Source organism: Saccharothrix sp. CB00851 (assembly GCF_001905065.1).
GTDB lineage: Bacteria > Actinomycetota > Actinomycetes > Mycobacteriales > Pseudonocardiaceae > Actinosynnema.
In genome coordinates, this window is record NZ_LWLC01000045.1 from 21494 (window position 1) to 39278 (window position 17785).

Sequence of the window (17785 nt, forward strand, 5' to 3'; positions counted from 1 at the left end):
CTAGCGGGCGACGACGCGAGCCAGGAGGCCGGCCACGACGAGCCAGAACACCGCCGCGAGGCCGTAGTTCAGGATCACGTCGAGGTTGACGTTGCCCGTCTGGAACAACCCCGGGAAGAACAGCGCCAGCGGCTCGGCGAGCTGCTGGATGAAGCGGAAGAACGCGTTGGCCGTGTTCACGCCGATGAGCAGCATGAGGATGTACAGCACCTCGATGCCCGCGAACACGGCACCGACACCGCGGATCACTCGGGCAGCGGTGTAGTTCCCGCTGCGCGTGGAGGTTCGCCATCTGGACATGTCAAGAAAATGCCCACCCCACGATCGAGTGAAACTCGACCAGGTGAAGTTCCACCATCTGGGCCCCCGGTTCCACGCCGGCGCGAAAGCCGGTTAACCTGTCCGACATGGCACGTGCCCTCCTGCTTCGCCGCCGTGACGGGGTCTGATCAGACCGGCCCCCCGTCGCGGGAACGAGCGTTGCCGCCGGTCGTCATCCCACCGGCAGCAGGAGCACCCCGACCATGAGCACGAGCCCCGACGCCTACACCTCCGGCACGAGCCGCATCCGGCCGCCCGCCCGCCCCGTGCCCGACCAGCCCGCCTGGAACCCGCAGCGCGGCACCTCCATGCCGGTGCACCGCTACCGGCCGTTCCACGAACAGGTGGAAACGGTCGACGTACCGGACCGCACCTGGCCGGGCAAGCGGATCACCGAGGCGCCGCTGTGGTGCGCCGTCGACCTGCGTGACGGCAACCAGGCCCTGATCGACCCCATGTCGCCCGCCCGCAAGCGCAAGATGTTCGACCTGCTCGTGCGGATGGGCTACAAGGAGATCGAGGTCGGCTTCCCGGCCGCCTCGCAGACCGACTTCGACTTCGTCCGCGAGATCATCGAGGACGGCGCGATCCCGCCCGACGTCACCATCCAGGTGCTGACCCAGTGCCGCCCCGAGCTGATCACCCGCACGTTCGAGTCGCTGCGCGGCGCGGCCAAGGCGATCGTGCACTTCTACAACTCGACGTCCATCCTGCAGCGCCGGGTCGTGTTCAAGTCCGACCGCGCGGGCATCAAGAAGATCGCCACGGACGCCGCCGCGTTCGCGCTGGAGCAGGAGAAGCTCTACCCGGAGACCGAGTTCCGCTACGAGTACTCGCCCGAGTCCTACACCGGCACCGAGCTGTCGTACGCGCTGGAGGTCTGCGACGCCGTGTCGGAGATCATCGCGCCGACGCCCGACAAGCCGCTGATCATCAACCTGCCGGCGACGGTCGAGATGGCCACCCCGAACGTGTACGCCGACTCGATCGAGTGGATGTCGCGCAACCTGGCCCGGCGTGAGTCGATCATCCTGTCGCTGCACCCGCACAACGACCGGGGCACCGGCGTGGCCGCCGCCGAACTGGGCTACCTGGCGGGCGCCGACCGGATCGAGGGCTGCCTGTTCGGCAACGGCGAGCGCACCGGCAACGTGTGCCTGGTGACGCTGGGCATGAACCTGTTCAGCCAGGGCGTCGACCCGCAGATCGACTTCTCCGACATCGACGAGATCCGGCGCACGGTCGAGTACTGCAACCAGCTGCCCGTGCCCGAGCGGCACCCCTACGGCGGCGACCTGGTGTTCACCGCGTTCTCCGGCTCGCACCAGGACGCGATCAAGAAGGGCTTCGAGGCCCTGGAGGACGCCGCCAAGGCCGCCGGGCAGCACGTGGACGAGTTCCCGTGGGACGTGCCCTACCTGCCGATCGACCCGAAGGACGTCGGCCGCAACTACGAGGCCGTCATCCGGGTCAACTCGCAGTCCGGCAAGGGCGGCGTGGCCTACCTGATGAAGACCGAGCACCACCTGGACCTGCCGCGCCGGCTGCAGGTGGAGTTCTCCCGGGTCATCCAGGAGGTCACCGACACCCAGGGCGGCGAGATCGGGCCCAAGGACATGTGGGACGCGTTCTCCGACGAGTACCTGGACGCCACCGCGCCGCTGAAGCTGCTGCGGCAGAAGGTGTCCGGCGACGGCAGCGGCCACGAGAAGATCAAGGCCGTGGTCGTGGTGGACGGCGAGACGCAGGAGATCACCGGCACCGGCAACGGCCCGATCGCCGCTTTCGTGGACGCCCTGGCCACCGTCGGCTACGACGTGCGGGTGCTGGACTACTTCGAGCACGCCATGTCGTCGGGTGACGACGCCCGTGCGGCGGCGTACCTGGAGTGCGCCGTGTCCGACCGCGTGCTGTGGGGCGTGGGCATCGACAGCTCCACGGTGTCGGCGTCGCTGCGCGCCCTGGTGTCGGCGATCAACCGCGCCAACAGGTAGTCGGGAGGTCGCCTCGCCGGCGCCGGGCCGGCGAGGCGACACCTCACTTCACCCCGGCGAAGAAGGCCCGCACGTCGGTGACCAGCAGGTCCGGCTGTTCCATGGCCAGGAAGTGGCCGCCCCGCTCCAGCTCGGTCCAGCGGACGACGTGGTGGTCGCGTTCGGCCCACCGGCGGATCGTCAAGTCGTGCACGGACACCAGCACGCCGGTCGGCACGGAGATCCGTTCGGTGTCGGCCCACTCCTTCGCGCTGATCTCCTCGTAGTAGACCTGCGCCGCCGACGCGGCCGTGCCGGTCAGCCAGTACAGCGTCACGTCGGTCAGGACGTGGTCCCGGTCGACGCTGTCCTCCGGCAGGCCGTCCGCCGGGTCGGTGAGCTCCTTGAACTTCTCCACGATCCAGGCGAGCTGTCCCACCGGTGAGTCGTGCAACCCGTAGGCGACCGTCTGCGGGCGCTTGCCGTTGCACTGCAGGTAGCCGTCGTTGAAGTCCTGCATGGCGGCCCACCGGCGCCGCTCGACCTCGGTGAGGCCCTCGACCTCGCCGTCCGGGAACGTGAGCAGGGCGTTCAGGTGGATGCCCACCACCCGGTCGGGAGCCTGCCTGGCCATCTCCGGGCCGACCCACGCACCGGTGTCGTAGCCCTGCACGCCGTACCGCTCGTAGCCGAGCGCGTGCATCAGCTCCACCAGCACTCCCGCCATCCGTGCCGCGTTCATGCCGGGACCGGCCAGCGGGGTGGAGAAGCCGAAGCCCGGCAGCGACGGGACGACCAGGTGGAACGCTCGGGCCGGGTCGCCGCCGTGCGCGCGGGGGTTCGACAGCGGGCCGATGACGTCCAGGAAGTCGACCACCCCGCCCGGCCAGCCGTGCAGCAGGACGAGCGGCAGGGCGTCGGGCTCGGGTGAGCGCACGTGCAGGAAGTGCACGCGCTGGCCGCCCACCGTGGCCAGGTACTGCGGGTGCTCGTTGATCGCCGCCTCGTGCGCCCGCCAGTCGTAGGTGGTGCGCCAGTGCTCGGCGAGGTCCTTCAGGTAGGCCACCGGCACGCCCCGGCTCCAGCCGACGCCGGGCAGTTCGTCGGGCCAGCGGGTGCCGGCCAGCCGCGCGTTCAGGTCGTCGAGCTGTTCTTGCGGGATGTCGATGCGGAACGGGCGGATGTCTGTCATGGCGGCGACGCTAAAGACCGGTTGGGACAGTTCCGGTCCTAAGGTGGAGCGGTGGACACGACCGCTCGGCTCCTCCGGCTGCTGTCGCTGTTGCAGACCCCGCGCGAGTGGTCGGGCGCCGAGTTGGCCGAACGGTTGGCCGTCACCACGCGCACCGTCCGCCGTGACGTCGAACGGCTGCGCGACCGGGGCTACCCGGTGCGCGCCAGCCGGGGCACGGCCGGTTACCGGCTCGACGCGGGCGCCGCGCTGCCGCCGTTGCTGCTGGAGGACGACGAGGCGGTGGCGGTGGCCGTGGGGCTGCGGACGGCGGCGGGCGGCTCGGTCGCCGGGATCGAGGAGACGTCACTGCGGGCGTTGGCCAAGCTGGAGCAGGTGCTGCCCGCGCGGCTGCGGCACCGGGTCGGCACGCTGCACGCGGCGACCGCCCGGGTCGAGACCAGCGGGCCGCGCGTCGACCCGGACGTGCTCATGGCCATCGCCGACGCCTGCCGTCGGCACGAGTCGCTGCGGTTCGACTACGACAGCCCGCGCGGCGGCGCGACGACCCGGTCCGCGCAGCCGCACCGCCTGGTCAACTTCGAGCGGCACTGGTACCTGGTCGCCTGGGACACCGACCGCGACGACTGGCGCAGCTTCCGCGTCGACCGGCTGGTGCTGCGGACCCCGAACGGCCCCCGGTTCACGCCCCGCGAACCACCCGACGGCGACGCGGCGACCTACCTGGCCCACCGCCTGTCGTCCCGCGCGTGGCCGGTGCGGGCGACCGTGACGCTGCACGAACCGGCGGACACCGTGACCGATCGAATCTGGCCGGGCATGGGCGTGGTCGAACCGGTGGACTCCCGGACCTGCCTGCTGCACCTCGGCGCCGACACCGCCCGCGACCTGGCGTGGATGATCACGTCGGTGGACGTGGACTTCAGCCTGACCGACGGGCCACCTGCCCTGGCGGACGCGCTGCGTGCGCACGCCGAGCGGTGCGCGCGGGCGGTCAGGCAGTAGCGAGGAAGGCGACCCACCGGTCGGCCGGAAACGTCAACACCGGCCCTTCGGCGTTCTTCGAGTCCCGGACCCCGATCACGGTGTCGCCGACAGCCACCTCGACACAACTGCCGTTCTCCATCGAGTAGCTGGACTTGACCCAGCGGACCGAGGTGGTCACGACGACCTCCAGTTGCTACAGCGCCCGGATCATCGACTCGATCAGGGAAGCGGACTCGTGCTGATCCAGGGCAATATCGCGAAGAGTCTTCGCAGTCATGTTATAGGCCCTGACCTTCCCCGAGTCGTGGAGATAGACCGCGTCCTCCTGCAACTCCACGTACACCGTCTCGTCGAACTCCTCGAACCCGAACAAGGTGAACTCACCCGTCAGCCCGGGGTGCATCCCGACCTCCGCCTCGATCACCTGAATGTCCACAGTGGGCAGTCGAGCCGCCTCCAGCAGGTGTTCCGCCTGCCGCCGCAGGACGTCCTTGCCGCCGATCGGGCGGAGGAGCGCCGTCTCCTCGATCACGAAGTGCAGTTTCAGCGGGCTCGTCTCGTCGGTGAGCCACCGTTGGCGCTCCATGCGGAACGCCACCATCCGATCCATGTCCACCGGCCGCACACGGCGCGCCGAACTCGCCACGGCGGTGGCGTACTCCTCGGTCTGCAGCAGGGCGTGCACGAACAGGGGCGAGTACACGAACGCCGAGGCGGCCATCCCTTCCAGGCCGGCGAAGAGCCGCAGCCACTGCGGGATGACGCTCGACCAAGGCGCCCACCAGCTACCCGTGTCGTCCTCCTGCCCCAACGCGACGATCCGCGCGATGCGGTCCGGGTCGGCGTCGTAGAAGGCGAGCAGCTTCGCGACCTCCTCGGGCGGCTGCCCGTAGCGGCCCGACTCCATGTTGCTGATCTTGCTCTCCGAAACACCGAGGTGCGCGGCGCTGTGCTCCAACGTCTTCCGCGCGGCCTTGCGGTGGTTGCGGAGGGTCGCGCCGAGGAGCCACTTGAGTGCGACGGTGTCGCGTCGGGACATGTGCGCCATCCTGCCGTGCCCCGGTGCACCCGATCAGGCGACTATTCCTTCCAAACTCTTTTGGCCAAGCTTTGAGGCATCGATGATCCGCACTCGCGGGAGGGCTCGTGTGGCAGGAATTGCATCTCCAGGTCCGGAACCGGTTGGAAGTGATCGAGGGGGTCGCGGTCGAGGGCGACGACCGGGTGGCGGCCGATCTCGCCCGCGCCGAGGTTCCCCTGCTCGTGACGGCGGTCCGCGTGCTGCTGGAGGGCCACCGGCCGGACGCTGACGGCTACTGCCGCACGTGCTGGGGTCGGCGGTGGTGGCAGCGGCCGACAGTTCCGTGCCGCCAGTACCTGCTGGCGCGCACGGCGTTGCTCGATCTCGGCCTCGACTCGCGGGAGGTGGCGTGATGGCGGTGCCGACGTTGCGCGGACGGCTGCTGGGGCTGGAGGTCCGGGCGTTGCGCGAAGCCGCCGGGATCAGCGTCGAGGAACTCGCCGCGCGGTCGCGGGGGTCGGTGCGGGGCATCCAGCGGGTCGAGGGTGGGTACGCGCCGGTCCGGTTCCCCGACATGGTGGCCTGCGCGCCCGCGCTCGGGGACCAGTACCAGCGGCTGTTCGAGGCGTCGCAGCGGGCCCACCTGCCGGAACTGCGGTGTGCTTGGGGCACCGAGGCGACCCGGGTGCTCGACCTGCTCCATGCCACGGCCACCGGCGTGCACACGGTCGCCGGAGGGGCGCGGCCGTTCACGTTGTTCGTGATGCCGGAAGGTCCGGACGTCGTCTTCCACGCCCACCTCGCCGCCGCGTTCTTCACCGAAGACCTCAGCGAGACGTGTGTCGCACGTAACACGATCGACGCGCTACCAGCGGATATGTGACCGCGAAGGTGACGGGATCATGACCGCGTTCGTGGTGCCCCGATTGACGGTCCTCGACTCGGTCAGACCTCGATACTTGATGGTCGAGCGGTGGCTGCGTGCCTACTTCGGCAACCGTGGCTCGATGGCGGTGGCGACCTTCGCCGCTGCGTCACACGCCTCATCAAGGGACGCCCTCGCGGATGAGACGACGTCGACCCGCGAACTGGAAGTGATCTCGATGGTGACCGCGCATGAACTGGAGGACGCGGGCGCGGTCACGCGCTTGGCCTTATGGCTTTCCATAGGAAAGTCGGTGATCTGCGAATTGGCTCCTGGCACATACTCCTCGATGCTCAGCTCGGGAAACGCCTTGACCAAGACGCCCACAGTCCCAGCGTATCGGGCCTTGCACTGCCGAACGCCGTCCTCCGTGATGGCAGTGAGACCGAGTTCGGATGCCACCCCTTCGAGCTGGCCACACGCGTCGAAGTCCGCCAAGCTGTCACCCGCTGGGGCCGATGTCGTGGTAGAGCCCGCATCGCCGGCGGCAGAGGTCGTGGCACCGGTCGTCTCCGGCACGGGCGAACCCGGAGTGTTCGAACACCCGGCCAGCACGGCGCCGAACACGGCGACCGCAAGGACGGACCTGGCCACCAGGTTCGTGGTCAACTGCATCCCCATCTCAGTAACGCCGGTAGTCGGTGGCTGCGGAGTCATCGACTTCCCGGTAGTTCTCGACAGCCTTCCGCAAAGCCAGACGCGCGTCTTCCAAAGCCGCTTTCAACTGCTCGATCGCCGGGATGATGCCAGTGGTGCCGGCACCACCCGACGCATTCTCCGTGTTGTACCGACTCATCGCCTGGCCATCCGGGCTGGTGCCCAGCTTCGTCTCCTGCCGCAGGACAGCGATGTTCATATCGAGGTCGATGAGGCTCTGCTGCGCCCTCTCGATGGCCGTGATGTATGCCTGAGCGCCCTCCTCGCTGATCGCGAACGACCCAGACTCGGCGGCTTGCTTCAAGCCCACCATGTTGGACGTCATCGCCTGCATCGACTGCGCGCTCCACGCGCCCCCTGGCTCCACCGGTCACCCCCGCGAGTCGGTCGCCCCAGTGGTCAAGATACCCCTGGACGGGTGACCACGTGCCGACTTTGACCCTTGGGACACATCACCGGTTCCCCGTCACCCGAAAAGGCTAAAGGCCATTCAGCGCAGGAGGCGAGGGCCCGTACGCGCGATCAGGCAGTCGTGGCGGCACGAACGAGCCCGTCGTCGCCGAATGCACGCCGACCTCGGTGCGGATGACCTGGACGTCCACGTTGGGCCGAGCGCCCAACTCTAACAGGTGCTCCAGTTGGCCCTTCATGACGTCGGCGTCGCCGACTGGTCGGTGCAGCGCCGACTCCTCGATGATCGCGTGCAGCGCCAGCGGGTTCTCCTCGGCGAACAGGCGTCGTTGGCGCTCCATCGGGAAGTGAACGACCCGGTCACCGTGATCGGGTCGAACACGTCGCGAAGACGTGGTCACCGCCGTGGCGTAAGCCTCGGCCTGGAGCAGGGCGGGCAGGACGATCGGCTCGTAGGTGAACTCGGTCGCGGCGGGGACGGCTGCTGGGGCAGGAGGTCCGGGCGCTGCGCGAAGCCGCCGGGATCAGCGTCGAGGAACTCGCCGCGCGGTCGCGGGGGTCGGTGCGGGGCATCGAGCGGGTCGAGGCGGGGTACGCGCCCACCAGGTTCACCGACATGGTGCCGTTCGCCTCCGTGCTCGGGGACGACTACCAGCGGCTGTTGAAGGTGTCCCAGCAGGCTCACGTGCCGGAACTGAGGTGTGCTTGGGGCACCGAGGCGACCCGGGTGCTCGACCTGCTCCATGCCACGGCCACCGGCGTGCACACGGTCGCCGGAGGGGCGCGGCCGTTCACGTTGTTCGTGATGCCGGAAGGTCCGGACGTCGTCTTCCACGCCCACCTCGCCGCCGCGTTCTTCACCGAAGACCTCAGCGAGACGTGTGTCGCGCGTAACACGATCGATGCGCTACCAGCGGATATGTGACCGCGAAGGTGACGGGAAGCTGAAGACACCGACAGTTCGGAGATGATCCGGAACTCCGCGACGTTCCCCGGTCATGACCGCGTTCGTGGTGCTGTTCGTCGTCGCCGTCGTGCCGCTGGCGCCGACCGAGGCCGTGTTGATCGGGTACGGCGTGCTGGCCGCCTCCGGTGAGTTGTCGTTGACGGCGGTGATCGCCGTGGCGGCCGCCGGGTGCGCGCTGTCCGACCTGGTGAACTTCAGCATCGGGCGGAGTGTGGGGATGCGGGCGTTGAGCCGGGTCAGCCAACGACCCGGACCGCAGGCCGTGATCGCGTGGACGGCGGCGAAGTTGGCCACGCGCGGTGAGTCGATCCTGGTCGCGGTGCGGTTCGTGCCCGGTGGTGGGCTGGTGGGCGCGGTGCTGGCCGGGGCGTTGCGGTGGCCGATCCGGCGGTTCACGCCGATCGCGCTGGTCGGCGCCCTGCTGTGGAGCGCTTATACGGCCACGCTCGGCTACTTCGGCGGTCAGCTGTTCACCGACCCGGTGGTGGCGACGCTGATCTCGTTCGGGGTGGCCACGCTGATCAGCGTGCCGATCGGGATGGCCGTGAAAGCCGCTCAGCGCCGGGCCGTGGACGCGGCCGTGCCCGCCTGAGCCAACCGTGCCCGCACGGCGACGCGGGCACGTGAGTAGGCGTCCGGGTCGTCGTGCAGGACGGACTGGGCGTTGGCCATCTCCAGGAACGCGACCAGCTCGAACGCCAGCTGGTCGGGGTCGGTGATCCCCGGGATGGCGGCGACGGTCTCGCGGACGTAGGAGTTCCACTCGCGCCCGTACCCGGCGATCGCGTCACGCACCCGGCCCGGCCGGGCGTCGAACTCGGCCTGCACGGCGTAGAAGAAGCACCCGCCGGGGAACGTGCGGTTCTCCGAGTACGCCAGCCAGCCGTCCAGCAGCCGCTCCAGGCGGGCGAGGCCCGGCGGCTCGGTCAGCGCCGGCTCCACGACCTGCTGCACGAAGATCGCCGCCGCCGCGCGCACGGTCGAGAGCTGCAGCTCCTCCTTCGACCCGAAGTGCGCGAACACCCCGCTCTTGCTGACCTCCAGCTCACCGGCCAGCCGCCCGATCGACAGGCCCTCCAGCCCTTCCACCGAGGCGATCTCCGCCGCGCGCCGCAGGATCTGCCGCCGCGTCTGCTCGCCGCGCTCCACCCGTCCGTCGACCTTCACGTCCTCCACGCTAGCCCCCTTGACCCGTCCCAAACTAATTGTACGATCGTTCGTACAACTAGAGGGGTGGAACCACATGGATCTCCTGGACCTGAACCGGTCGGCGCTCGACCTGAACCTCAAGCTCATGGCGGAGCTGGAGGAGGCCCACCTGGACATGGCCACGCCGTGCGCCGGCTGGACCGTCTACGAACTGCTGCGCCACCAAGTGGAGTCCACGCTGTCGTTCACCGCGTCCGTCCGCCGCACGACCGTGGCCGAGCCGGCGAGCGACGACCTGGTCACCGCCTACCGGGTGGCGACCGACGCGGTCACCGAGGCGTTCCGCGCCGACGGCGTGCTGGAGGCCGAGGCCGAGTTCCCCGGTTACGGCCTGCGCCGCGGCCGCGAACTGGTGGCCGGGCACTTCGTGGACAACCTGGTGCACGCCTGGGACCTGTGCCGCGCGATCGGCATCGACAGCACCCTGGACGCCGAACTCGCCACCGCCGCCTACCGGATGGCGCGGCACTTCCCGACCACGCCGGACGTCCGGGGTCCGGGCGGGGCGTTCGCGATGCCGGTCGACGTGCCGGAGGACGCGCCGATCACCGACCGCCTGGTGGGCCTGCTCGGGCGTTCACCGAACTGGCCCGCGTGACGGCCTGGGCGGGGGCACCACCACAGGGGGAGGCGCCCCCGCCCAGGTACTACCCGGGTATGACGGACCGTGGGCTGACGACAGGCCTCCCCGGCGCGCCTAGCGTTCGTGCGGTGAAAGCACTTCTCGGCATCCACCCGCGGCCCGGGGTCGGCCGCGCGCTCGTCGCCGCGGTGCCCGCGCTGCTCGCCCTCTACCTGGTCGCCCGCGGCTGGCTGTACCCGTTCTGGCCGGACACCGTCGGCGCGATCGGCCACCCGTTCACCGCCGACCCCGACCTCGGCGGGGCGTGGGGCGGACCCACGCTCGCCGGCGCCTGGCTCGTGCACGCCCTGATCGCGCTGGGCCTCCAGGCCGTCTGCCTGCTGATCCTCCGGGCGCTCTACAGACCCGAGAGACTCTAAGACCGCTCGGCGCGCACCTGGTCCATCGGGATCACCACGCCCTCCTCGTCCACGAAGCGCACCGTCACCGGACGCCCGTCGGCCGTGCGGAACCCGACCCGCGACGGCGCGCCCGGCAGGTGCTCGTCGCCCCACTCCTGCAACGCGCACAGCACCACGCCCAGCTGCCTGCCCGACTCGGTGAGGCGGTAGCAGTCACGCGGGCGCTGCCCCGGTTCCCGGTAGCTCTGCCGGGCCATCAGCCCGCTGTCGACCAGTTTCGACAGCCTGGCGGCGAGCACGTCGGACGCGATGCCGAGCCGGGCCCGGAACTCCGAGAAGCGGCTCGCGCCGACCAACGCCTCGCGCAGCACGAACAACGTCCAGCGCTCGCCGACGACCTCCACGGCCTTGACCGTGGAACAGCCGGGGTCGTCGGGTTGCGCCACCGCCCCAGTATGGCTCGGTTGTGCATCCCAATCCAGCCAGGCTAGGTTGGAAAAGCCAACCCAACCCACGGGGAGACAGCCATGAAGATCGCCAACTCGGTCGCCCTGGTCACCGGGGCCAACCGCGGCCTCGGCAGGCACTTCGCCCGGCAGTTGCTGGAACGGGGCGCGGCGAAGGTCTACGCGACCGCGCGCAACCCCGACGCGGTCGACCTGCCCGACGTCGAAGTCCTGCCGCTGGACATCACCGACCCGGCCGCCGTGGCCGCCGCTGCCGCCGCCGCGGGCGACGTGAACCTGCTGGTCAACAACGCGGGCATCATCACCGGCCAGAACCTGGTCACCGGCGACCCGGCCGCGATCAGGCAGGAGCTGGACACGAACTTCTACGGCACGCTGGAGATGGTGCGCGCCTTCGCGCCGGTCCTCGCGGCCAACGGCGGCGGCGCGATCCTGAACGTGCTGTCCTCGATGTCGTGGGTGTCCTACGAGTACGCCACCGCCTACAGCGCGGCCAAGGCGGCGCAGTGGAGCCTCACCAACGGCGTCCGGGTCGAGCTCGCCGGCCAGGGCACGCTGGTCACCGGCCTGCACCTGGGCCCGACCGACACCGACATGACCGCGAGCCTCGACGTGCCGAAGAACGACCCCGCCGACGTCGTGCGCGCCGCGCTGGACGGCATCGAGGCCGACCTCGTGGAGGTGCTGGCCGACCAGGGCGTCGTGGAGCTGAAGGCCGCGCTGTCCGCCGACCCGCGCACCCTCTACCCGCACGTGGTCTGACCGACGTGTCCGGGGGCGCCGGCGGGCACCCCCGGACACGGGCTCACGGGTTCAACGCCTCCGTCACCGAGGCGGGTCCGACCAGGGGGATGTCCGGCGAGATCCCGTCCTCCTCCACCAGCACGGCCTCGACCTCGTGCGGCCGGAGCTTGCCCGCCCGGATGTCCTCCGCCCAGTGGCACGCCACCCGGTGCCCCGGCAGCACCTCGCGCAGCTCGGGACGTTCGGTGTCGCAGCGGGTCGCCTGCTTCCACGGGCAGCGGGTGTGGAAGCGGCAGCCCGTGGGCGGGTTCGCCGGTGACGGCAGGTCGCCGGTGAGCAGGATCCGCTCGCGCTGGTCCTCCACCAACGGGTCCGGCACGGGGATCGCCGACAGCAACGCCCTGGTGTACGGGTGCAGCGGCTCGGCGTAGAGGTCGTCCGAGGTCGCCTCCTCCACCAGGCCGCCCAGGTACATCACGCCGACCCGGTCGGAGATGTGCCGCACCACGGCGAGGTCGTGCGCGATCACCAGGTAGGTGAGCCCGAACTCGTCCTGCAGCTCCTCCAGCAGGTTGACGACCTGCGCCTGCACCGACACGTCCAGCGCGGACACCGGCTCGTCGGCGATGATCAGGTCGGGCTCGACCGCCAGCGCCCGCGCGATGCCGATGCGCTGCCGCTGGCCACCGGAGAACTCGTGCGGGTACTTGCGCAGCGACGTCGACGGCAGCCCGACGGCCGACAGCAGCTCGCGCAGCCGCTTCCCGGTCGCCTCACGGCCCTTGTCCAGGCCGTGCGCCCGCAGGCCCTCGACCAGGATCGACTCCACCGACTGCCGGGGGTCCAGCGACGACATGGGGTCCTGGAACACCATCTGCATCCGGCGGCGCATCCGGCGCAGTTCCTCGCCCTTCAACGACGACAGGTCCGTGCCGTCGAACACGACCCGCCCGGCCGTCGGCTCGGTCAGCCGCAGCACCGCCCGCCCGAGGGTGGACTTGCCGCAGCCCGACTCGCCGACCAGGCCGTACGTCTCGCCGCGCCGCACCGACAGGTCGACACCGTCCACCGCGTACACGTGGCCGACCGTGCGGTCGAGGATCACGCCGCGCTTGATCGGGAAGTGGACCTTGATGCCCTCGACGGACACCAACGTGTCCACCGCAGTCCCCGGCTGGGGAGTCACCGCAGTGCTCACGCCGACACCTCCTCGGCCACCGGCGGCTTCACCGGGTTGTGGCAGCGCAGCAGCCGGCCGCCGCCGATGTCCTCCTGCTCGGGCGTCACCCGCACGCACACGTCCAGCTTGTTGGGGCAGCGGGGCGCGAACGCGCAGCCCTCCGACCAGGGGATGTTGTCCGACACGGAGCCACGGATCGGGTTGAGCTTCTCGCCGCGCGGCGCGTCCAGCCGCGGGATCGACGACAGCAGGCCGTGCGTGTACGGGTGACGCGGCGCGGCGAACAGCTCGTGCCGCTGCGCCTTCTCCACCACGCGACCGGCGTAGAGCACGTTCACCTCGTCGCACAGGCCCGCGACCACGCCCAGGTCGTGCGTGATCATGACCAGCGCGGTGCCCAGGTCGTGCACCAGTTCCTTCAGCAGCGCCAGGATCTGCGCCTGGATCGTCACGTCCAGCGCCGTGGTCGGCTCGTCCGCGATGAGCAGCCGGGGACGGCACGCCAGCGCGATGGCGATCAGCGCGCGTTGCCGCATGCCGCCGGACAGCTGGTGCGGGTACTCCGACAGCCGCCGGGTCGGGTCGGGGATGCCGACCTTGTCCAGCAGCTCGGCCGCCTCCACCATCGCCTTCTTGCGCGGCATGTCCCGGTGCCGTTCCAGCACCTCGGTCACCTGCAACCCGATCGGGATCACCGGGTTCAGCGAGGACAGCGGGTCCTGGAACACCATGCCCAGGTCACGGCCGCGCTTGTCGCGCATCTCGCGGTCGGACAGCGACAGCAGGTTCACGCCTTCGTACTGCACGGAACCGGACACGCGCGCGCCGCGCTTGGGCAGCAACCCCATGATCGCCAACGACGTCACGGACTTGCCGCACCCCGACTCGCCGACCAGGCCGACGGTCTGGCCCGGCTCCACGTCGAAGCTCACGTGGTCGACGGCGGTGAAGGGCTTCTCCCCCTTGCGCTCGAAAACCACGGTGAGGTCACGTACTTCGAGGAGTGGCACGACTCACCGCCTGCTCTTGGGGTCGAGGGCTTCGCGCAGCGTTTCGCCCATCAGGGTGAAGCCGAGCGCGACGACGATGATGCAGCCCGCCGGCCAGAACGCCAGCTGCGGGTGCGTGTCGAACACGGTCTGCACGTCGCCGAGCATCTGCCCCCACTCCGGGATCCGGTCGTCGGGGTTGCCCAGGCCGAGGAACGACAGCGCCGCCGCGTCGATGATGGCCGTGGCCAGCACCAGCGTGGACTGCACGATCACCGGTCCGAGCGAGTTGGGCAGCATGTGCCGGAACACGATGGCACCCGGTTTCACGCCCAGCGCGGTCGCGGCCAGCACGTGGTCGCTGTGCCGCTGGGCGAGCATCGAGCCGCGCAGCAGCCGCGCGAACACCGGGATCTGCACCACCGCCACCGCGATGATCACGGTGTACTGGTTGGGCCGGGCGAACATCGCGCTGATGCTGAACGCCAGCAGCAGGCTGGGCAGCGACAGCATGACGTCGACCAGGCGCATGACGACCGAGTCGACCCAGCCGCCGAACGCGCCCGCCAGCGTGCCGAGCGTGAGCCCGCCCGCCAACCCGATCAGGGTCGCCAGCACGCCGACGATCAGCGTCTGCTGCGAGCCGATGAGCAGCCGGGACAGGAAGTCGCGGCCCTGCAGGTCGCCGCCGAGCGGGTGGCCGTCCTGGGGCGGCGGGATCTCGTTGCGCGCCTTGATGACCTGGTCGATCAGCATCGCCTCGGACGGGTCGTGCGGCGCCAGCCACGGCGACAGCAGCGACACCAGCACGAACAGGCTGATGATGGTGGCGCCGGTGAGGAACACCGGGCTGCGGCGCAACGTGCGCCACGCGCTCGCGGCGAGGCTGACACCGGCGTCGGCGCTGCTCTCGGCGAGCGAGTCGATCCGGTCTTTCTTGCGAGTCGGAGTGACCATCGCGGCCTACCTCGTCCTGATCCGCGGGTCGATGAGCGCGTACGAGAGGTCCACCAGCAGGTTGACCACCACGTACACGATCGTGGCCATGATGATCAACAGCAGCAGCACCGGGTAGTCACGTCTCTCGAACCCGAGGGCCAGTGCCTCCCCGACACCGGCGAAGGCGAACACCTTCTCGGTGAGCACCGCGCCCGCCAGCAGCGCGCCGGTCTGCAGGCCGATGGTGGTCACCACCGGCAGCATCGCGTTGCGCAGCACGTGCCTGCGCCGGATGGTCGGCGCGGTGAGGCCCTTGGACTCGGCGGTGCGCACGAAGTCCTCGTCGAGCACGTCGAGCACGGCGGCCCGGGTGATCCGGAAGACCACCGCGAACGGGATGGTGGCCAGCGCCATCGCCGGCAGCACGAGGTGCTCGAGCGCGTTCAGCGCCGCGTCCCACTCCTGGGTGAGCACGCCGTCGAGCACGAAGAAACCCGTGACCCGGGTGGCGTCGATCGCGTCCTGGCGTCCACCGGTCGGCAGGCCCAGCGCGGACGACAGCACGTCCTTGAGCACGTAGGCCAGGAAGAACACCGGCACGGCCACGCCGAGCAGCGAGCCCGCCACGCTGAGGTTGTCGAACCAGCCGCCGCGGCGCTTCGCGGCCAGGTAGCCGAGCGGGATGCCGAGGGCGATGGCGATGAGGATGGCGAGGAAGCTCAACTCCAGCGTCGCGGGGAAGCGCTGGAGGAAGATGTCGAGGGCCGCGTCGCCGGGCTGCACGCCCGTCGACACGCCGAAGTCGCCCGACAGGGCCCGGCCCATGAACTTGAGGTACTGGACGAAGATCGGCTGGTCCAAGCCGAGCTGTTTGGTGAGGGCTTCCCGCTTCTCCGGCGTGGAGCGCTCCCCCAGGAGGGCCGAGACCGGCCCTCCCGGGAGAGCGCGCAACCACGCGAAGAGCAGCAGGGACAGCACCAGCACCACGCCGACGAGCTGGATGAGCCGTCGGATCGTGTAGCGGAGCATTGAGCTACCCCGTGATCTCTATCCGGAGGTGTGCGACTCAGCCCTTGCTTGCCTGGCCGAACCGCTCGTCGGTCAGCGGGCTGGGCACGACGCCCTTGACGTCCGACTTGAGCACCAGGGCCGGCGGCGAGTGCGACACCGGGATGGCGGGCAGGTACTGCTCCATGATCTTCTTGTTCAGCTCGACGTACATCTCGCTGCGCTTGGTCTCGTCCGGCTCGGAGCTCGCCTTGGCCAGCTCGGCGGCCAGCTCCGTGCCCCACGGCGACGCGCCGGTGTTGAACCGGTTGTCGGTGCGGCCGAAGAAGGTGCCGATCCAGTTGTGCGCGGTGCCGTTGTCACCGGTCCAGCCCAGCATGAACAGGTCCGGGATGCCCTGGTCGACGTCGGTCAGGTAACCGCCGTTCCACGGCTTGGAGGAGACCTCCAGCTTGATGCCCGCCTTCTCCAGGTCACCGGCGATGGCAGCCTGGATGTCCTTCGGGCTCGGCATGTACGGCCGGGTGACCTCGGTCGGCCAGAAGAACTTCAGCGTCAGGTCGGACGCGCCCGCCTCGGCCAGCAGCGACTTGGCCTTCTCGGGGTCGTAGCCGACCGCCTTCAGGTCCTTGTTGTAGCCGTCCACGGTGCTCGGCATGAACTGCGTGGCCACCGACGCGCCCTCGGGCAGCTGCGACTTCACCAGCTGCTCGCGGTTGAGCGCGTACATCAGGGCCTGGCGGACCCGCAGGTCCTGCAGCTTCGGGTTGTTCTTCTGGTTGATGCCCAGGTAGAGGACGTTGAACGCCGGGCGGACCGCGACGTTGAAGCCCTTCTCCTTCAGACCCGGCCAGTCGGCGGCGTTCGGCAGGTCGTAGCCGTCGATGTCGCCCGCCTCGAGCGCCTGCTTGCGGGCGGTCTCGTCCGGGATGATCCGGAAGACGATCTTGTCGAGCTTCGCCTTGGTGCCGTGGTAGTTGTCGTTGCGCACGAGCTCGACGACGTTGTTCGCCTTGTCGAACTTCGAGAACTTGAACGGCCCGGTGCCGGTCGGGTGCTCGTTGGCGTAAGCCGGGTAGGTGAAACTGTCACCGGCCGCGACCACGTTGTCCGCGTCGTACTGCTTGAGCGCGGTCGGGCTCGAGATCGAGAACGACGTGAAGCCCAGCACCGACGGGAACTGCGAGGTGGCCTCGTTCAGCTCGACGACGGCGGTCTTGGCGTCCTTGGCGGTGCAGGACTTGTAGAGCGACGGCTTGTCGGGGGTGTCCGCGAAGCCGCCGAAGTTGTCCAGCCAGTACTGCGAAACGGCGTCGGACTGACCGGCGCCCTTCTGGTTGTACCAGCGGTTGAAGTTGAAGCACACCGCTTCGGCGTTGAAGTCCGTGTCGTCGTGGAATTTCACATTTTCTTTCAGTGTGAACGTCCACGTCTTGCCGTCTTCCGACGAGTCCCACTTCGTCGCCAGGGCGGGCTCGACCTCGGCCGTTCCGGGCTTGAAGCCGACCAGACCCTCGTACATCTGGCGGGCGACGCGGAACGTCTCGCCGTCAGTGGCGTAGAACGGGTCGAACAGCTTGGGAGCACCAGCCGCACCGAAGGTGAGCGTGCCACCGACCTGGCCGGCCCCCGGGTCGTCCGTGCGGCCGGATTCGGCGCAGGCGGACAGTGCGAGCGCGGCGACGCCGGTCAGGCCGATCGCGGCCGTCCAACGGCGCCGGGCCGTTCGGGAATGAGCCATCAAACACCCCTAGGGAAATCCGGGATCTCACGGTGTGGTCAGGGACCCTAACCGGTCACCACAACCCTTC

At 69.7% G+C, this 17785-nt stretch carries 22 protein-coding genes and 1 pseudogene; 9 read left to right on the forward strand and 14 right to left on the reverse strand.

Annotated features, from left to right (window positions below; genetic code table 11):
• Window positions 1–300 carry a hypothetical protein gene (locus A6A25_RS34275; protein WP_073897324.1) on the reverse strand — a complete coding sequence of 100 codons (300 nt, stop codon included), beginning with the start codon at window positions 298–300 and terminating at the stop codon, window positions 1–3.
• Window positions 301–524: 224 nt separating this feature from the next.
• Between A6A25_RS34275 and leuA the strand changes: the two genes are divergently transcribed.
• Window positions 525–2315 (forward strand): 2-isopropylmalate synthase, encoded by a 1791-nt coding sequence (gene leuA / locus A6A25_RS34280; protein WP_073897326.1) that lies wholly within the window; start codon window positions 525–527, stop codon window positions 2313–2315.
• A gap of 43 nt (window positions 2316–2358) precedes the next feature.
• Here the strand turns inward: leuA and A6A25_RS34285 are convergent, their stop codons facing one another.
• The gene (locus A6A25_RS34285) at window positions 2359–3486 is read right to left on the reverse strand and encodes an epoxide hydrolase family protein (RefSeq protein WP_073897328.1); all 1128 of its coding nucleotides are present in this window, start codon (window positions 3484–3486) and stop codon (window positions 2359–2361) included.
• 51 nt (window positions 3487–3537) lie between these two features.
• On the opposite strand from A6A25_RS34285, the gene A6A25_RS34290 reads away from it, so the two are divergent.
• Window positions 3538–4491, forward strand: a complete 954-nt coding sequence (locus tag A6A25_RS34290; protein ID WP_073897329.1) for a helix-turn-helix transcriptional regulator — start codon at window positions 3538–3540, stop codon at window positions 4489–4491.
• Here the strand turns inward: A6A25_RS34290 and A6A25_RS34295 are convergent.
• A complete protein-coding gene (locus A6A25_RS34295; RefSeq protein WP_241829071.1) occupies window positions 4481–4651 on the reverse strand; it encodes a DUF397 domain-containing protein in 171 nt (56 codons plus the stop codon). The genes A6A25_RS34290 and A6A25_RS34295 overlap by 11 nt on opposite strands.
• 15 nt (window positions 4652–4666) lie before the next feature.
• Window positions 4667–5512 carry a helix-turn-helix domain-containing protein gene (locus A6A25_RS34300; RefSeq protein WP_073897331.1) on the reverse strand — a complete coding sequence of 282 codons (846 nt, stop codon included), beginning with the start codon at window positions 5510–5512 and terminating at the stop codon, window positions 4667–4669.
• Between the two features lie 149 nt (window positions 5513–5661).
• On the opposite strand from A6A25_RS34300, the gene A6A25_RS34305 reads away from it, so the two are divergent.
• Entirely contained in the window at window positions 5662–5907 is a 246-nt protein-coding gene (locus A6A25_RS34305; protein ID WP_241829072.1) for a hypothetical protein, read from the forward strand.
• Entirely contained in the window at window positions 5907–6377 is a 471-nt protein-coding gene (locus tag A6A25_RS34310; RefSeq protein ID WP_073897334.1) for a helix-turn-helix domain-containing protein, read from the forward strand. Before A6A25_RS34305 ends, A6A25_RS34310 begins: the two co-directional genes overlap by 1 nt.
• Window positions 6378–6479: 102 nt before the next feature.
• Here A6A25_RS34310 and A6A25_RS34315 read toward each other — a convergent pair whose 3' ends face one another.
• The 3 genes and pseudogenes from A6A25_RS34315 to A6A25_RS34325 all read right to left on the reverse strand — a co-directional run.
• Entirely contained in the window at window positions 6480–7034 is a 555-nt protein-coding gene (locus tag A6A25_RS34315) for a DUF3558 domain-containing protein (protein ID WP_206745048.1), read from the reverse strand.
• Between the two features lie 7 nt (window positions 7035–7041).
• Window positions 7042–7410 carry a hypothetical protein gene (locus A6A25_RS34320; RefSeq protein ID WP_073897338.1) on the reverse strand — a complete coding sequence of 123 codons (369 nt, stop codon included), beginning with the start codon at window positions 7408–7410 and terminating at the stop codon, window positions 7042–7044.
• A 145-nt stretch (window positions 7411–7555) separates the two neighbouring features.
• Window positions 7556–7948, reverse strand: a pseudogene (locus A6A25_RS34325) (DUF5753 domain-containing protein); the annotation flags it as partial.
• 23 nt (window positions 7949–7971) lie between these two features.
• Here A6A25_RS34325 and A6A25_RS34330 point away from each other — a divergent pair.
• Window positions 7972–8412: a helix-turn-helix domain-containing protein gene (locus A6A25_RS34330; RefSeq protein WP_274534377.1), complete on the forward strand. Its 441-nt coding sequence runs from the start codon at window positions 7972–7974 to the stop codon at window positions 8410–8412.
• Window positions 8413–8485: 73 nt separating this feature from the next.
• Window positions 8486–9046 (forward strand): DedA family protein, encoded by a 561-nt coding sequence (locus tag A6A25_RS34335; RefSeq protein WP_073897344.1) that lies wholly within the window; start codon window positions 8486–8488, stop codon window positions 9044–9046.
• On the opposite strand, the gene A6A25_RS34340 is transcribed toward A6A25_RS34335, so the two are convergent.
• The gene (locus tag A6A25_RS34340; RefSeq protein WP_241829073.1) at window positions 9010–9621 is read right to left on the reverse strand and encodes a TetR/AcrR family transcriptional regulator; all 612 of its coding nucleotides are present in this window, start codon (window positions 9619–9621) and stop codon (window positions 9010–9012) included. The two genes, A6A25_RS34335 and A6A25_RS34340, sit on opposite strands and share 37 nt — an antisense overlap.
• Before the next feature lie 76 nt (window positions 9622–9697).
• Between A6A25_RS34340 and A6A25_RS34345 the strand changes: the two genes are divergently transcribed.
• The gene (locus A6A25_RS34345) at window positions 9698–10261 is read left to right on the forward strand and encodes a TIGR03086 family metal-binding protein (protein ID WP_073897348.1); all 564 of its coding nucleotides are present in this window, start codon (window positions 9698–9700) and stop codon (window positions 10259–10261) included.
• Between the two features lie 113 nt (window positions 10262–10374).
• Window positions 10375–10665 carry a hypothetical protein gene (locus A6A25_RS34350; RefSeq protein ID WP_073897350.1) on the forward strand — a complete coding sequence of 97 codons (291 nt, stop codon included), beginning with the start codon at window positions 10375–10377 and terminating at the stop codon, window positions 10663–10665.
• On the opposite strand, the gene A6A25_RS34355 is transcribed toward A6A25_RS34350, so the two are convergent.
• Complete coding sequence (locus tag A6A25_RS34355) at window positions 10662–11093, reverse strand: winged helix-turn-helix transcriptional regulator (protein ID WP_073897352.1); 432 nt, start codon at window positions 11091–11093, stop codon at window positions 10662–10664. The genes A6A25_RS34350 and A6A25_RS34355 overlap by 4 nt on opposite strands.
• Before the next feature lie 81 nt (window positions 11094–11174).
• On the opposite strand from A6A25_RS34355, the gene A6A25_RS34360 reads away from it, so the two are divergent.
• Window positions 11175–11876, forward strand: a complete 702-nt coding sequence (locus A6A25_RS34360; RefSeq protein WP_073897354.1) for an SDR family oxidoreductase — start codon at window positions 11175–11177, stop codon at window positions 11874–11876.
• Between the two features lie 43 nt (window positions 11877–11919).
• On the opposite strand, the gene A6A25_RS34365 is transcribed toward A6A25_RS34360, so the two are convergent.
• From A6A25_RS34365 to A6A25_RS34385, 5 genes are read right to left on the reverse strand one after another with little or no spacing between them, the layout of a single operon-like run.
• Entirely contained in the window at window positions 11920–13020 is a 1101-nt protein-coding gene (locus tag A6A25_RS34365; protein WP_143193618.1) for an ABC transporter ATP-binding protein, read from the reverse strand.
• 32 nt (window positions 13021–13052) lie between these two features.
• On the reverse strand, window positions 13053–14048 hold the full coding sequence (locus A6A25_RS34370) for an ABC transporter ATP-binding protein (protein WP_073897356.1): 996 nt from the start codon (window positions 14046–14048) through the stop codon (window positions 13053–13055).
• Between the two features lie 3 nt (window positions 14049–14051).
• On the reverse strand, window positions 14052–14984 hold the full coding sequence (locus A6A25_RS34375; protein WP_073897358.1) for an ABC transporter permease: 933 nt from the start codon (window positions 14982–14984) through the stop codon (window positions 14052–14054).
• A 6-nt stretch (window positions 14985–14990) separates the two neighbouring features.
• Complete coding sequence (locus tag A6A25_RS34380) at window positions 14991–15995, reverse strand: ABC transporter permease (protein WP_073897360.1); 1005 nt, start codon at window positions 15993–15995, stop codon at window positions 14991–14993.
• 37 nt (window positions 15996–16032) lie between these two features.
• A complete protein-coding gene (locus A6A25_RS34385) occupies window positions 16033–17715 on the reverse strand; it encodes an ABC transporter substrate-binding protein (protein ID WP_073897362.1) in 1683 nt (560 codons plus the stop codon).
• Between the last annotated feature and the right edge of the window lie 70 nt (window positions 17716–17785).